This window comes from Pseudomonas sp. v388 (assembly GCF_003935425.1).
Classification (GTDB): Bacteria; Pseudomonadota; Gammaproteobacteria; order Pseudomonadales; family Pseudomonadaceae; genus Aquipseudomonas.
The window spans coordinates 112206-127834 of sequence record NZ_RHQN01000011.1; the positions used below are offsets into that span (position 1 = coordinate 112206).

General features: G+C 53.3%; 10 protein-coding genes and 4 pseudogenes. 6 read left to right on the forward strand and 8 right to left on the reverse strand.

Annotation, left to right across the window (positions count from 1 at the left end; genetic code table 11):
* Window positions 1-306: 306 nt before the first annotated feature.
* Window positions 307-558: pseudogene (locus EGJ27_RS22965) on the reverse strand (ATP-binding domain-containing protein); the annotation flags it as partial.
* A gap of 249 nt (window positions 559-807) precedes the next feature.
* On the opposite strand from EGJ27_RS22965, the gene EGJ27_RS22970 reads away from it, so the two are divergent.
* The 5 genes and pseudogenes from EGJ27_RS22970 (at window position 808) to radC (ending at window position 4838) form a co-directional block, all read left to right on the forward strand.
* Window positions 808-1137 carry a hypothetical protein gene (locus EGJ27_RS22970; protein ID WP_125833038.1) on the forward strand — a complete coding sequence of 110 codons (330 nt, stop codon included), beginning with the start codon at window positions 808-810 and terminating at the stop codon, window positions 1135-1137.
* Window positions 1138-1208: 71 nt separating this feature from the next.
* A pseudogene (locus tag EGJ27_RS22975) lies at window positions 1209-2175 on the forward strand (DUF932 domain-containing protein).
* A gap of 110 nt (window positions 2176-2285) precedes the next feature.
* Window positions 2286-3290 (forward strand): YqaJ viral recombinase family protein, encoded by a 1005-nt coding sequence (locus EGJ27_RS22980; RefSeq protein WP_125833039.1) that lies wholly within the window; start codon window positions 2286-2288, stop codon window positions 3288-3290.
* A 78-nt stretch (window positions 3291-3368) separates the two neighbouring features.
* Window positions 3369-4289 (forward strand): hydrolase or metal-binding protein, encoded by a 921-nt coding sequence (locus tag EGJ27_RS22985; RefSeq protein ID WP_125833040.1) that lies wholly within the window; start codon window positions 3369-3371, stop codon window positions 4287-4289.
* Between the two features lie 51 nt (window positions 4290-4340).
* Window positions 4341-4838 (forward strand): DNA repair protein RadC, encoded by a 498-nt coding sequence (gene radC, locus EGJ27_RS22990; RefSeq protein ID WP_125833041.1) that lies wholly within the window; start codon window positions 4341-4343, stop codon window positions 4836-4838.
* A 10-nt stretch (window positions 4839-4848) separates the two neighbouring features.
* On the opposite strand, the pseudogene EGJ27_RS22995 reads toward radC, so the two are convergent.
* Window positions 4849-4970, reverse strand: a pseudogene (locus tag EGJ27_RS22995) (IS3 family transposase); the annotation flags it as partial.
* Between the two features lie 154 nt (window positions 4971-5124).
* Between EGJ27_RS22995 and EGJ27_RS25125 the strand changes: the two are divergent.
* A pseudogene (locus tag EGJ27_RS25125) lies at window positions 5125-5250 on the forward strand (DNA repair protein RadC); the annotation flags it as partial.
* A 305-nt stretch (window positions 5251-5555) separates the two neighbouring features.
* On the opposite strand, the gene EGJ27_RS23005 reads toward EGJ27_RS25125, so the two are convergent.
* From EGJ27_RS23005 to EGJ27_RS25380, 6 genes are all read right to left on the reverse strand, one after another.
* Window positions 5556-8615: a type III restriction-modification system endonuclease gene (locus tag EGJ27_RS23005; protein ID WP_125833042.1), complete on the reverse strand. Its 3060-nt coding sequence runs from the start codon at window positions 8613-8615 to the stop codon at window positions 5556-5558.
* Entirely contained in the window at window positions 8612-8989 is a 378-nt protein-coding gene (locus EGJ27_RS23010; RefSeq protein WP_125833043.1) for a hypothetical protein, read from the reverse strand. Before EGJ27_RS23010 ends, EGJ27_RS23005 begins: the two co-directional genes overlap by 4 nt.
* Before the next feature lie 19 nt (window positions 8990-9008).
* On the reverse strand, window positions 9009-10901 hold the full coding sequence (locus EGJ27_RS23015) for a site-specific DNA-methyltransferase (protein WP_125833044.1): 1893 nt from the start codon (window positions 10899-10901) through the stop codon (window positions 9009-9011).
* A gap of 166 nt (window positions 10902-11067) precedes the next feature.
* Window positions 11068-11769, reverse strand: coding sequence for a DUF4391 domain-containing protein (locus tag EGJ27_RS23020; RefSeq protein WP_125833045.1), 702 nt, complete (start codon window positions 11767-11769; stop codon window positions 11068-11070).
* Window positions 11766-15065 carry a helicase-related protein gene (locus EGJ27_RS23025; protein ID WP_125833046.1) on the reverse strand — a complete coding sequence of 1100 codons (3300 nt, stop codon included), beginning with the start codon at window positions 15063-15065 and terminating at the stop codon, window positions 11766-11768. The genes EGJ27_RS23020 and EGJ27_RS23025 overlap by 4 nt, the downstream gene beginning before the upstream one ends.
* Complete coding sequence (locus EGJ27_RS25380) at window positions 15052-15462, reverse strand: hypothetical protein (protein ID WP_256672905.1); 411 nt, start codon at window positions 15460-15462, stop codon at window positions 15052-15054. Before EGJ27_RS25380 ends, EGJ27_RS23025 begins: the two co-directional genes overlap by 14 nt.
* Between the last annotated feature and the right edge of the window lie 167 nt (window positions 15463-15629).

A 15629-nucleotide genomic window follows, 5' to 3' on the forward strand; every position in this document is an offset into this window, starting at 1 on the left:
AAGGAGGAGAGCAAATGCTGGGTGTTTGCACAGGTCAACTTCCCACGCACATACCCAACCGTTTCTGCTTAGACGACAGTTAGAAAGAAATGAAAAGGCGTAAACATCTGTGCTGTTTGTTGACAGTCCACGGGGTTCATCACCACTCACTTGAGCCTGCCCCCATGAAAACCTACCTAACCTTCATGCAACGTGTAGTTACTACCGCCGGCCCTCAAGCCAACTTCACCATTACCGTACAAGCAGTGAGCTCAGCCATGGTTGGCCAAGGTCACTGCCGAAGCGCAGTATCCCGGTTACAAGTGTTCAATGCCCCACACAGGTTCGCTGATGCTTTTCCAGCTCAGCCAGCAATTGCAGCGCCAGCCCGCCGATACGCTGCACATTGTGACTCACGGCACCTTCCCTCGGCCTGGCCTCGACCAGGCTGAACCAGCCCTTGGCTCGTGTAATTACGGTGTATAAAAGCTACTTGGTCAGCACGGGATTCAGCACATCAGGCAATACCAACGCGGTATGGCTGAATTCCGAGCTTTGAGACTTGTGCACCGTCATCGCAACCTGCAGACAGGTTGTCGCGTGATACCAAATTCTTCATCGGCATGGGCGATTCGACTTAGAAAAAACCAAATCACTTGCTCCAAGACAGTTTTTTCGAGACGAGACGCTCCCTAATTCGATCTGAATTCAGTTCAAAAAAATTTCAAACCTATATCACCTCGATGAACACCCTACCGTATTGACTGCGGCAGGGAATTTGGCGTGCCTGCTTTGGGCTGAGCACGCTCATCATTGGAGGATTTGCGTATGTATGCCCCCTGCCCTAGCTGCAACTCTGGACGTGTCGTCACGAAAAATATCGGTAAACAAGCGGGTGGATTAATTGGGGTCGCCGGCGGTGCAGCCAGTGGAGCCGCCGGAGCCTTATCGGCGGCGGAAGCCGGTGCGGTAATCGGTGTGGTCGGTGGGCCGGTCGGGATCACTATTGGCAGTATTGCTGGAGCGATTTTGGGTGGTCTGGTCGGCGGGGTCGCCGGTGGGATTGCCGGCGCCACGCTGGGTGAACAAATGGATGACAAGGTACTGAACAACTTCCAGTGCCTAGAGTGCGGTTACAGCTTCAGCGTCAACCGTTAAGTCGTTGTGAACAGGCGCCGTGCCTCACTGAAAAGGCGCCGTCTCCCCTTAATTCACAAGGAAACATTCCCATGGCACACCTGATCGAAAAAATGGCTTACGTCGGCTCTACTCCCTGGCATGGTCTGGGCAGTCGCCTTTCCGAGAAGCAACCGCTGGAAATCTGGCAACGCGAAGCCGGCATGAATTGGAAGATTCAAGAAAGCCCAGTTCACTTCAAGGCTGACAGCATCGGCTCATTGGGAACCATCCACTCGTTCCCGGAACAAAAAGTGCTTTACCGCTCCGATACCAAGGCACCGCTCTCCGTCGTGTCCAACCGGTACCAAATCGTACAACCGCGTGAGGTCCTGGAGTTCTACCGAGATCTGACTGAAGTATCCGGCTACGAGCTGGAAACGGCGGGCGTGCTGAAAGGTGGTCGCAAGTTTTGGGCGTTGGCACGTACCGGACAAACGGCCGAATTGAAAGGCCATGACCAGGTAAACGGCTACCTATTATTGGCCACCTCCTGCGATGGAACCCTAGCCACCACAGCGACGCCAACCACGGTTCGGGTGGTCTGCAACAACACCCTGACCATCGGTCTTGATGGTACGACCCGTGCGATCAAAGTGCCTCATAACCCGCTTTGATCCGCAAGTGGTGAAAAAGCAGCTGGGTATCGCCGTTTCGCAATGGGATGAGTTTATGTACCGGATGCGGAATTTGGCTGAACGCAAAGTGCAGTGGCATGAGGCAATGGGTTTCTTCATGAACGTGCTGTGTGACGTCTCCCCACACAGCACGTTGCCGGAAGTCCTCCCCAACGAACGGGCGCTGCGTAAAGTCCAAGAACTGTACGAAGGCCAAGGTCGCGGCGCAACGCTGGAATCATCTCGCGGAACGGCCTGGGGCTTGCTCAACGCCGTCACCGAGTACGTCGACCATGAACGACGGGCTCGGAGTAATGAGTTCCGCATGGACTCGGCCTGGTTCGGCCAAGGGGCTGCGATCAAACAACGTGCCCTGAGCGCAGCCCTTCAGCTCGCCGCCTAGTGGGGTTACTCGCGGTTACTTTCGGCTCGTACGTCTCGTTCCTCTCACCTATTAAAACGCCTGATCAGCTTGCTGCTGGTCAGGCGTTTTTTATGCATTAGGAAATACTCATGACCTCTCAAACACTACCAAAAACCACTGTAAAAACCCGGCCAGCGTTACGCCTGGTTGGCACCAAACAACTGCCGCGTGAAGATTGGCTGGCGGTACGTAAAGGCGGCATCGGCAGCTCGGATGCAGCCGCCGCTGTCGGCCTCAACCCTTATAAGTCCCAGTTGGAGCTGTGGCTGGAAAAAACCGGACGCGATGCCTCCTTGCCCAAGATCGATCCTCAGGACGAGGAGAGTCCGGCGTACTGGGGCAACGTCCTCGAACCCATCGTCGCCTGGCATTACAGCAAGCGCAGTAGCAATCGAGTGCGGCGAATCAATGCCGTGCTGCAGCATCCCGATCCAAAACCGCCCTGGATGCTGGCCAACATCGACCGCGAGGTGATCGGTGCCGACGATGTACAGATCCTTGAATGCAAAACCGCCGGTATCAACGGCGCTCGCCTATGGAAGGAGGGTGTGCCCGAATATGTGCAGTTGCAGGTCATGCATCAGTTAGCCGTAACTGGCAAACAGGCGGCGGATGTCGCAGTACTGCTAGGTGGCCAGCACCTGGAGATCCATCGCATTAAACGAGATGAGTCGGTGATTGCTCGGCTGATTGATCTGGAGCGGCTGTTCTGGGATTACGTGGTCAGTGATACCCCACCACCGGCCGATGGCACGGCCTCAGCGGAAACGGCGTTGCGATGCCTCTACCCCGAGGACAACGGTCAGACGCTTGACTTTAGTCAGAACCCGGATCTGGCCACCACCTACCTGGATCTCAAGGCTGTTCGCCAAAGCATTGCCCAGCAGGAAACGCGTGAGGCGCAGCTCAAGCAAGTCCTACAACAGGCCATGGGCACGGCCACCCGTGCAGAATTTGCCGAGGGCTACATCAGCTGGAGGAAGTCCAAAGACACCACTGGCTTGGATATCGAACAGATGTTCAAGGACAAACCCTACCTGCAGGCCCGCTACTCCAAGATCAAAACTGGCAGTCGCCGCTTTCTGATCGGCTGAATCCTCGCCTCTCGCCCAAGCCACCTGGCCCCTTCACTTCCCGGTGGCTTTTTCATTTCCATATCTAGGATAACCACCATGCTCAAAGGTTTAGCGATCACCCCTCCGGTACTCGGGCGCATTTCCATCGGCAAGGTAGTCGAGAAAAACGGCAAGCGCCTACCGGAGAAAGACGATCAGTTCACCCTCACTTCCCAGGTACAAAGCCGCGACGGCTGGTTGCTGCACCCGCTCAATGAGGAATTACGCAACGGCCAGGACGGCAAGCTGCGCAGCATTCCCATCCGTTTACTGTTCAACGAGCCGGATCTGAATTTTCGTGCGGACTACAGCTTGTTCGACCGTAATACCGGCCGGCCGCTGTGCGTCGGCAATGGTGAGACCTGCAAGCGTTTGACCAAGGACGGCATCCAGTCGCTGCCCTGTCCCTCACCAGATGGGTGTCCACTCGCTCAAGGCAATGCCTGCAAGCCTTACGGCCGACTGAACGTGGTGATTGGCGATGACGATCCGCTGGGCAGCTTTGTCTTTCGCACCACGGGCTACAACAGCATCCGCACCTTGGCAGCGCGTCTGCACTACCTGCAAGCCATCTCCGGCAATCGCCTGGCCTGTCTGCCGTTGGAGCTGCGTCTACGTGGTAAATCCACTCGGCAAAGCCACGGTACACCGATCTTCTACGTGGACATCACGGTACGCAGTGGGCTGAGCCTGGAAGACGCGTTGCTGGAAGCCAAACAGCGGGAAGAAACCAGACAAGCTTCGGGCTTTGACCAGAGCGCCTTGGATCTCGCGGCCCACCAGGGATTTAAAAATGGAGCTTTTGAAGACAGCGAAGAGGACACCGGCGCCATCGTCGAGGAATTTTTCCCCGCCATTGAGGATCAGCCAAGCCTTGTATCCCATCAAGTCCAACTGACAGCGCCTGCCAAACCCTCACTCGCTCAAAAGCTGGATTCGCAAGCCACACGGCACAACAGCAAGCCCACAGCCCAGTAACCCCCTCTCGACATTCCCAGCGTTCTCACGCATTCGTATAGGAATACCCGCATGAAATATCACAAGCTCAGAGCCGGTGAAGAAACCGGCACCTATGTCATGGACTCTCCGGTTACCGAAGCCGACATCCTGCAGCTGGCGCAACAACTTGCGATGAGTCGTCTGTCTAAAGGTCGAGCACTGACTGAGCCAAGACACGTATTCAGTCATCTGCAAACACTGCTGCAGTACCATGAATACGAAGTCTTTGCTGTGCTGCTACTCGACAGCAAGCACAGGGTGATTGGTTTCAGGGAGCTATTCAGAGGCACACTGGACGGTGCCAGTGTGTATCCACGGGAAGTGGTCAAGATCGCTCTGGAGCATAATGCGGCAGCGGTGATCTTGGTGCACAACCATCCCTCTGGCGATCCGGAACCCAGCCAAGCCGATCGCACGCTGACCACCACCCTTAAGAACGCCCTCGACATGATTGGCACCCGGATATTGGATCATGTGGTGGTGGGCTGTGAAGGCTGCGTATCGCTGGCCGAACGAGGTTACCTGTAATCTGTAGTGGTCAACTGATCCCGGACACGACGTTAAGCTTTTTCTCGGCCCGAGCTGGCGGCACCCATCGTTAAATTGATGAAGCCGAATCCAGTTATACCTATGCATCAGGAAACGGCTGATGTCACCTTGAGGACAGTCCCGGCTCCGCACGCGCTAAAAAAGCAAAACCCCGACGGTTCGTAAACGCCGGGGCTTCTATTCTCCTCCGCCCCCTTTAAGACGGAAAAGCGTGGAGTCAATCTTAACAGCGTGAACCCTGTCGACCAAGCGCCGCATAGTCTCGAGCCAAGACGTTTACACGCCGACCACGATCCTCAAGGGCGTCCTCAGCATGAGAGGCACCCAAATATTGGATTATGTGGTGGTGGGCGGTGAAGGCTGCGTATCGTTGGCTGAACGGGGTTACCTTTTATTCCTAGAGTCACTTCGTCCGATAGACCGCCCCTGGCGGTCGTCGATACAAGCACTCACTCACTTATTTTTTTGTCATCAATGACTACCGCGCCAACGATGTATCATTCAAGGTTTCGTGAGCGAAGATTGCAACGGGTGGCATGCTACTGGGCAGAGACCACCAGTCACGAGAAAGCACACCACCACGCCACCCCTTTGGCTTTTCATTACTGCTCTAAAAACTCAGAAGATATCTACAACTAACTCCTTACGCACTACCTGTCGTGTGCGAAATCATTCATCAATAGCATCCCTCACGCATCACTTCACCAAGTCCATCAAAGCCCCATACCCGTCCACCACCTGGTACTTCACCTGATCCGAAGTGATCTTGGCGAAGAATTTTCGAGCGCAGGCGATTTTGGATTTTTCGATATCGCGCAGCTCAAGTGAAGACATCGAGCCCTTGGTTTCGGCGACGAAGTAAACGTGTTTCACCTTGCCTTCCTGGAAGGCTATCGCCCAGTCGGGGTTGTAGTTGCCGACAGGGGTTGGGATGAAGAAGCTCTTCGGCAGCTTGGCGTACACCGCAACTTCGGTACTGGCATCCAGCTCCTGAACGAATTTCCGTTCGATGTTGGAGTCGGTGAACACATAATCGTAGACGTGATGTTTGGCTTCAAACGCCTTGCTGAAGTCGTCACGCAACTTCTCGATGCTGAAGATATCGGAGCTGTGAGTTTCGTCCACCGGATTGTAAGCAATGTGCTCAACGATGGCCGTCGCCTTTTGCTCGTTGATCAACGTACCAGCCCTGGCAATGAAGTCTTCCGGGTTAGTTTTGTACTGGCTGAACACGGCTACATTCAAGCGCTTGAGGATGCTGGCAATGGTGCTGCGTGTCAGCTGCGTAGATCCCGCCAGGTTGCCGATCAGGTCATATTTCACCGCCGAATGAACGGAGTGCGTGTACTTCTCTGTCGAACTCTCGGCAACCTTGAAGGCAGTGCCGGTCTTCATATCGTCGAAGCTGGCATTTTCCAGCTGGGTGCCACGCTCGATGATGTACTGCATCGGCTTGACCCGTAGCTCCTTATCCAACCAACCCACGCATTTACCTACCAGCTCATCAGTTTCAAAGTGAACGGTGTAGGCCGCCTTGCGGTTGATCTTGTTCCACAGCGCCTGAAACTCTTTCTTCTCGAAATTCGAGTTCAGCGGATTGAGCTTTGCTTTGCGGTCGTCACCAATATCCGGCATTTGCGCGGCGCTAAACACGCTATCGATCAGTTGGAAAACCTGCTCGGCATAAGGCTGCAGCTCGGCTGGCAGTTCAGCCACTTGCTCTTCACGCTTGGCGTCATGGTAGGTCTGGGTGATCTGATCATTATCGTCGGTATAGTCGTTTTTCAACAGGTATTTGTAGATCTGCTTGGCCAGTTGCGGCGTGACTTCTATGTCTCCACCAGAGGCCTGCAATACCTTGCCGGTGAAGTATTTTTCATCAGCGATACGTGGACGAGCAGACAGGGAGTCGCTGATATCTTTCTGCAGCGCACTGACGAATTCCTTATAGCCTTCGCTGGCTACCACGGTCAGCTCGTTGATCTCGTGCACCGTGGCCGGGTTGTCCATACGCTCCCCCAGTTGATTCACAGACAAACGCATGCCACGTCCGACTTCCTGCCGGCGTGAGACAGTGTTATCGCTGTGTTTCAGGGCGCAGATGACGAAAATATTGGGGTTGTCCCAACCCTCGCGCAATGCCGAGTGCGAGAAAATAAAACGCACCGGCTCAGCAAAGGACAGCAGTCGCTCTTTGTCCTTGAGGATCAGGTCGTAGGCATCAACGTCATCGGTCTCGGTGGCCTTTTTGCCCACCGAGGGATCGACCAGACGCTTACTCTTCTTATCGATAGAGAAGTAACCGTTGTGCGTCTGCCGGGCCTGGATGCCTTTTAGATAACGGTTATAAGTCGTGTCTTCCAGCGTCATCACTTCGGTCAGGTAGGCGTTGTATTCCTCCTCGAAGATTTGCGCGTACTCCCCCGCCACCTCTCCGGTTTCATCGTACTGCCGGTACTTAGCAACTTCATCGATAAAGAACAGCGAGAGCACCTTGATGCCACGACTGAAAAGCATCATCTCCTTCTGGAAGTGTGCCTTGACTGCCTCGCGTATCTGGATACGCCGCATAGCAACCTCATCCACGTTGCCCACGGCATCGCCAGCGACCAGTTCTACCCCATTGATGAAGCTCAAGGCATCGATACGCGCATCGATGTCGGCAACTACATAACCCTTGTACTGGTCCAGCCCACCGGACAGGTCATACAGGTTGTCGTTACGACCGAGCTTACGCATCACCCGCTTGATGCCGCTGTTCTGCTTGACCTCAAACTCAACTCGCGCCATTGGCGGCTTGTTGGTGGAGACTTCGATGTCCTGCAGAAACAGGTAAGCGTTGGTGCCGGTCAAGTTCTTGATCGTAATGCCGCGCACATTGATCTTCTTCACCAGCTTCTGGTTGTACGCGTCCAAAGCATCGAGGCGGTGGATTTTGTTGTACTCAGTTTTGTGCGTCGCCGAGTAACGCACGATCATCAGCGGATTGAACTCACTGAAGGAAGCCAGCGTCTTGGCCCCTTCCATCTTCTGCGGCTCATCGAGAAATAGGATCGGCCGGTTAGCCTTGATCACATCGATGGGGCGGCGTGACTGGAAGTCGTCCAGCTCTTCGTAGATCCGTCGCTGGTCAGCACCACGGGCTGCAAACGCCTGGATGTTGATAACCATAACGTTGATGCCGGCATCCGAGGAAAAGCTCTCCAGGTTGTGCAGCTGCTTGGAGTTGTAGATGAAAAACCGCGCCTTCTTGCCGTAGCTTTCCAGGAAGTGCTCAGCGGTAATCTGCAGCGACTTGTACACACCCTCGCGGATAGCAATGCTCGGCACCACGACGATGAACTTGCTCCAGCCAAAGCGTTTGTTCAGCTCGAACATGCTCTTGATATAGCAGTAGGTCTTGCCGGTACCGGTCTCCATCTCGACATCGAGATTGATCGGGCAACCGGTTTTGCTGTCTTTCAACAACGCAGAAGACAGCGCCAAATTTTGCCGACGCTGCACAGTCTGAACGTTCTCCAACAACTGAGCTGGACTAAGAGCCAGCTCGGCATTCTTAAAGCCAACTTCGGTTGGCTCAGCAGAGCTCTGCACTCCATAGAGGTCAATCTGCTGTGACGTAACGGGTTTTGCAGGATTTACACCAGGGTCAATGCGATAGCTCACGCCCAAGGCTTTGGGCTGACCAGCAAAGCAATCGGCAAAGGCGTCTACCGCTTGGGTTTGGTATGGCTGCTGTTTAAATTTCAGTTTCATACGTCAGCACCCGAATAATCCGCTGGCAATTTAGGAGCCTGTTTGGCGATTTTCTTTTCTTCCGACTTCACTCGTCGCTCCAGCATGCGTATATCCTCTTCAGCCGGCAGCACCTCAGGCTTGATCCTGCGCTGACCGCCCGTGACGATCTCGATCATTTTCGTGACGCCACGAAAATGATCAGACAATTCGTATCCTGTGCGCTCACGTGAGGTCATGGCACGCTGGATCGAGGAGAGAAAGCTTTCCCAATTGGCATAACCCAAAGGTTCCAACAGGTCGCGAGCGAACCAAAACTCGATATTCTCATCTGGTACACACTGCACCAGCGCATCCAGACGTTGCTGCAACTGTGTCAGTGGTTGATTGTCCATAGCGGCGGCTCCCTGTCGGTCAAAGGGTCTTGATTTCAGTAGCCGGCGACAGCAGCTTGAATACCTGCTCGACGTTAATCTTCACGCTGTCGCTAGCAAACCCGGAGTCACGGAACACCACGCGCAATGGCTGATGTCCGGCGAGCTGTTTAACAAAGTCCTCGTCAATGCCGGTGTCGAAGCAAGCAACCAGGGCGTTACCGTCGACAAAGAAAACGGTCTTGCCAGCAATGCTTTGCTGGCTGATCGGCAGGGCCAGATCGACGCCCCAGTCCAGAAGCACCTGGAACAGCAGATCTTCGGCGGTGCGGTCTTTGCGGATATTGTCTACTTGATCGGAAAGCAGGTCTTGGCTGACAGCATCCGGGTTGTAGTAAACCTCCTTCATATTGGAAGTATCGACTTTTAGAGTTCGGAACCCTGTATCGAGGTCTGGAACGGTCATAGCGTGTGCGGCTTTAATTTTGGTGCCTGCGCGCCTAATTCGCTCTTTTCCTATATCAGATATTTTGGAATATCCATTTTTATAAGCTTCACTATCTTCAGGGCACGCCTCTGGCAGCTGAATCATCACATATCTACGAGTACCTTGATCTTCAGCATTAAGAGCCATAACCGCATGCGCCGTTGTAGCTGAGCCGGCAAAAAAATCAACAACAATACCATCCGACTGCATTCCAATTGATATACAGCGCTTAATTAACTCAATTGGCTTTGGAGTGTCAAAAACCTTGGCCCCGAATAGACTTTTTATATCTATCGACGCTTTCTTATTGCCCTCTATATTTTGCCAGAGATTTGACGGCTGCTTCAGACGTCCCTCCAAGTAAAACTTTTGATATGGCTTCCATACCTGGACCCCGCTCTCGGCAACCTGCTTCCACTCAATCAAATTATTACTTTTAAGCTCCTCATAATTTTTCGGGCCACAGCGCCACCTACTTTCATATCCACCAGGTCCTATCGGAAAAACTTTTCCTCCATCAGGGGCTTCAACGCTGTAATACATTGTAGGCCTATCTTCACGTCGATCCTCGCCACCAGTTTTCCTGAGGGTTCGAGTGAGGTAGCGACCGAACTCATCTTGCTGATCATAAATTTTCTGGTCGTTCGAAGTAAAAGGCAAACCATATAAAGTTGCCTCTTCAGATTTAGAGTAAATCAGAATAAAATCAACTTCATTTACTAAAATTCCATGCCCCTGACCGCTTGGCGTGCCGGTAGCGCGAGAAACCTTACCGCGAAAATTACTTTCACCAAAAATCTCATCACAAACCTTTTGTAGGTTTGCCTGCTCATTATCATCAATTGAAATGAATATTAAACCATCATCCCTTAATAAGCTCCGAGCCAATCGCAACCTTGAGTAAATCATACTCAGCCAATCCGAATGGATCCTGCCATTGCTTTCTGGATTAGCAATCATTCTATCGCCCACCTCACCTCTCTGATTAGACCGATACAAATAAGTATCAACATCCTCTGCAAAATCATCCTCGTAAATAAAGTCTCCCCCAGTATTATAGGGTGGATCGATATATATAAGAGAAACTTTATTGAGGTAAACCTCCTGCAAAAGCTTTAACGCTTCAAGATTATCCCCTTCAATAAAGAGGTTTTGCGTGGTCTCAAAATTAACACTGTCCTCTCTGCAAGGACGCAAGGTCTTTGCAATCGGGGCATTGGCAGTCAGCAACGCCTCACGTTTACCCGGCCAGTTCAGGTGGTAGCGCTCTTGAGGGCCTTCGACGACCGATCCTGATAATTCTTGTCGTAGCTGATCGAAGTCTACCGCCAGCCTCACCACGCCATCTTCGCCCTGGGATTCAGTGACGCAGCTCGGGAACAACTCGCGAATACGCGCGACGTTGTCCTGCGTGAGATTGGGCGAGTGCATTTTCATTTTCTCCATGTTTACTCCTAAGGTCGCCAAGCTTTCTAGAGAAATGCTCAGCGACTCAATTGTTCAAGTTCGTGCTGATAGATTCAGTCGTCTTCGTCGATGCTTTCGAGTTGCGCTAACGCATCGCCCGCGACCTGCTTGATGTATCTCTTCGATTCGCCAATCAGGGCCTGCGTCATGCGCTCTCCCTGCCGGTCAACTGTTCAAGTTCGCTCTTTAGCTGTCGCAAGAGCGCGTTGATCTCGACCTTGCGGTTGAATTGCTTTTCTTTGGCAAGCTTGCTCGCGGCCTTCTCGACCTCACGCTGCTTCGCCGCAACCTGTTCGACACGAGCGACCAAGTCACCAAGGCCTTCTTGCTGGCGTGCAGGTGTGGGAATCAGGCCGTGAAGCACCTGTTCGTACAAGCCACCCAAGTCGAGCGCCAAAGGCATGGCGGCGCGTTCCACATCGCTCGGTAACCACGCCGTCGCAAAGTAGTCGCTCAACACCCAACGGCTCGCGTCTGACTCGTTGGGGCGCTTGTACGCGGCGATTACCTGCGTTCGGCCGTCAAAGCTCAGCTCGAAGATGATGGGGAACTGCACCGCACCATCTATACAGCGCAACACATCCAGATTCAGCTCCGACGTCTTGAGCTGGATGGCGAAGATCTGAAGCTCCGGCACATTGGGTCTAGCGGGCAGGTTGATCGTTTCCGGAGCCAGCTTGTATTGCCAGACGATCTGTTCCACTTGCTCAACGAAGAAGTCTTTCAGCCGTGTGTTGGCTCCACTGTGTTCGTAGATCTTGTTCTTTGGCAGGGTGCGGCCAAAAGCGGCCTGCTTCGGGTAGCTGATGAACGCGGCGTTCGACTCCCATGGAGAGATATGACTCATCCGGCCTCCTGAATTATCAAGAAGGTGATGAGCTCGAAGTCATCCAGCCCGGCAATAGTGTTGACCAGCGCAGTGGTTTTGCCGCCGCTGAACAGGCTGTCCAGATCCTTTTCTTCCTTCACCCCGATCATCGAACGAATGGTCTTGCCAAGCAGGTCGGAATATACCTGCATCTGCCGCCCGTCAGCAGTTTCCTTGTTAAACAGACTGCAAGCCTCCGGAATGGGCAGCGCTTGGCCCTTGCAGCAACTGCGCACCACATCGAGCAGGCGTTTGACCTGGGTGTGATCATGAATGACCTCACCCTCACGACTGATGTAGACGAGGTAATACGGGTGCAGACGGTTATGATGGCTAACGCTGACGCTCGAGTTGCGGTTACGCAGTGTAAAGATCACCCCTGGATGCAGGCCAAGCTCAGGTTTGGCTGATACAGCGGCGTGCATGCCGCTCGGTACGTTGTTCAACTCACCATTGGCTTTAACGTAATTGAGCAAGTCCATGCGGAAGTCATTGAGCCCCAGATCTGTGATCGAAACGCCCGTTTTCAGGTCTTCCAGCTCAATGACTTCGTCTTGCAGGCGGCGCAACTGCTCCTTGCGGTAGGACACGTCGTTGGCTTGAGCGCTCAACACATTGTCGTCGCCCGTGGCAGTGACGTCGGCAATCATCATCCGGCTCTCGACACGCTCCTTGAGGTTGATGTACTCGTCGAGCGAGATGTCGGGCCAGTAATTGACCAGTTGGATGCTGCTGTTGGGCGATCCAATGCGATCCACTCGACCGAAGCGCTGGATAATGCGCACGGGGTTCCAGTGGATGTCGTAGTTGATGAGGTAGTCGCAGTCCTGCAGGTTCTGGCCCTCGGAGATGCAGTCGGTGCCGATCAGTAAGTCAATCTCTGCCAGTTCGTTGGGCAGCACGATGGCCTTTTCTTTGGATCGTGGCGAGAAGAGGGTGAGCAGCTCTTGGAAGTCGTAGCTTTTCTTTTGAGCTGTGTTTTTTAGCGTCGACTGAGGCGCGCTACTACCAGTGACCTTCGCTGTATGCAGGTTCTGATTGGCGAGCAGCTCAGTGGCCAGATTGTCATAGAGGTAATTGGCCGTATCAGCGAAAGCCGTGAAAATCAGTACTTTTTTATTGCCTGGATTAATGGGATTGGCAATTTTGTCGAGTACTAGCGATTTCAGGTGCTGCAACTTGGCGTCTTCGGATGGCGTGATTTTGCTCATCGAGACCAGTAAAGCGGAGATGATTTCCAGGTCAACCTGGAGTTCATGCTCCCAAGAAGGCAGATCCATATCTGCCAGCTTTATCCGAATGGTGTTGCCGATTTCTAAGTCATGAAACGACGGAATGCCGTCTTCTTCAGCGTCAATTGAGCCCATGGCTTCTGTAAGGCTGGCGACCTCTGTTACACCGCCCCGGCTCTCGAACTCCTTAATCAGGCCGAGAACGCGCTGGTGGTTTTCCTTCAAAGCATTAAGTGTGCTGCGGAATGCATAAACAGAGCTCTCAAGACGCTTCAGCAAATTCGTTGTCATCAGCGCTACCAGGCTTTTTTCCCGGTCAACCTGACGTAGCTTGCCTCGACCGCCTTCAACCTGCGTGTCATACATCTCTTCATACTTCGCCAATCTGCTAGGCAAGATGTAGCTGATGGGGGCATATACGGCGAGCTTGAGCAGAGACAACTGCTCGAAAATCTCGTTGAAACTCATTATATCCGTTCGCTGCTCAGCACCCACAACCAGTGGACTACGGAACGACAAGGGCTTGCGCCGTTCAGGGAAATGCCCGATATCCGTGGTGTCGTAGTAGGTCTGAATGTGCTTTCGCGAGCGTGCAATCGTGACGCTGTCTAGCAACTCGAAGAAATCGAAGTCGAGCGAGTCCAAAATAGCGCGCGCCGTGCGTTCCTCGGGCGGAAGTTTTGACCAAGCGTTAAAACTGGCCTGCGCACCACGGAAAATCTCCTCGACAGTTTTGCCAGTTCTCAGCTTCTTGCTTAGGTTTTCGGAGTTGCCTTCGTAGGCTAGCGCGAGTTGGTTGCGCAGGTCATTGAAGCGGTTGTTCACTGGGGTCGCTGAAAGCATCAGTACCTTGGTTTTCACACCCTCTTTGATGACTTTGTTCATCAGCTTCTGGTATCGGGTTTCCTTGTCCTTGAAGGCATCGTTATTGCGGAAGTTGTGCGATTCATCGATGACGACGAGGTCGTAGTTACCCCAGTTGATGCGGTTGAGCGGAGTGCCAAATGACTCGCCACTCGTGCGAGTGAGGTCGGTATGGCACAGCACGTCGTAGCTGAATCGGTCACGAGCAAAGATGTTGGTCTTGAGGTTACGGTTGTAGTTGAGCCAGTTGTCCGCCAGCTTTTTGGGGCAGAGCACCAGCACCGACTTGTTGCGCAGTTCGTAATACTTGACGACGGCTAGGGCTGTGAAGGTTTTCCCCAAGCCAACGCTGTCCGCCAGGATGCAGCCACTATAGGTTTCTAGCTTGTTGATGATCCCGGTGGCCGCATCCTTCTGGTAGTTGAAGAGCTTGTTCCAGATGAGCGTGTCCTGATAACCGGTACGGTCGTTGGGTAAAACGTCCTCATCGATGTCGTCCAGGAACTCGTTGAAGATGTTGTAAAGCATCAGGAAATAGACGCTCTCAGGCGAGTTTTCCTGGTAGACAGCCGCAATGTGATCGCAGATCTGCAGGGTGACGTCTTCCAGTTTGTCCGGGTCGCTCCAGATCTGATTGAACAGGCTTAGGTAAGTTGCCGTGAAGGTTGGCTCGTCCATTTTGTTGACGAGGTTGGAGACAGCATTGCCTTGCTGGTAACCGAGATCGACGGCGGTAAAGCCGTGCAATGGCATGTAGGATGTGTCCGTTTCAGCAGATTGCACGCAGGCGAACTGCTGCATCGGGGCCTTGCTGCGATTCGACTTGAAGGTCGCCTTGCGCCGCATCCATTCTGCGCATTCTTTGGCAACCGCTCGCTGGGTCAGCTTGTTGCGTAACTGAATCTCGAACTCGCTGCCGTACAGGCTGCGCTCACGATCCAGCTTTGGGATGTGGAATTCCTTTCGCTCTTTGCGGACCTTGTCGGCAACCTCGCTGGCAACGAACGTCGGTGAGGTGAAGATGAAGTTCAGCTCGTCGATCTTTTCCAGCTCAGCTTTCAGCGCTTCGAATGCATACATCGAAAAACAAGACGCTGCGATACTCAGGCGGGAACCGGGTTTTAACGTCGCTTTGAGGTCGTCACCCAGCAGCCTTGTAATATTGTCAATGAGCTCCATCGTTTCCCTTACCTTTTTTCGTCTCTTCCACTGACGGCGTTTCTGCCTGCAGACCCTGTTCCTGAGCATATTTCAGGATTAATACCTCAATCATCGAAGCAATGGAGCGTCGCTCTCTTTCCGCTGCAATTCGCAGCAGTTGCTTGATGTCACTCGAGGTACGAATGGACAGGGTTTCGTCCTTGGGACGCTTCATGACTAAGTCCTGCGATTTTTGTGCTGCAAATGTACTGCGTCGTGCCATCAATAGCGACTCAAAAAATCCAGAACCAGGCGAACTGCTATTCCCACCCACTAAATCTAAGATCAGGGTCGTGATCGATACAGCAGCCGCAGCTTGCAGGTTTTCAACAAATTCAGGCAAGGCAGGCCGCCAACTGGTCCACCACATGCTCAATCAAGGAGCTCCAAGTTCAGCTCAACGTTGAAAGAATTCCCCGGCTGATCAAACTCCCCACAACCACAAAAAAGTCCCGCGGGACGCGCTCGAAACCTTGGTGACGCGTTCGACGACGTCGCGCATTTCCAGCTGTTCTTACCAGCGCACCGGGATGGCGGCCGGAC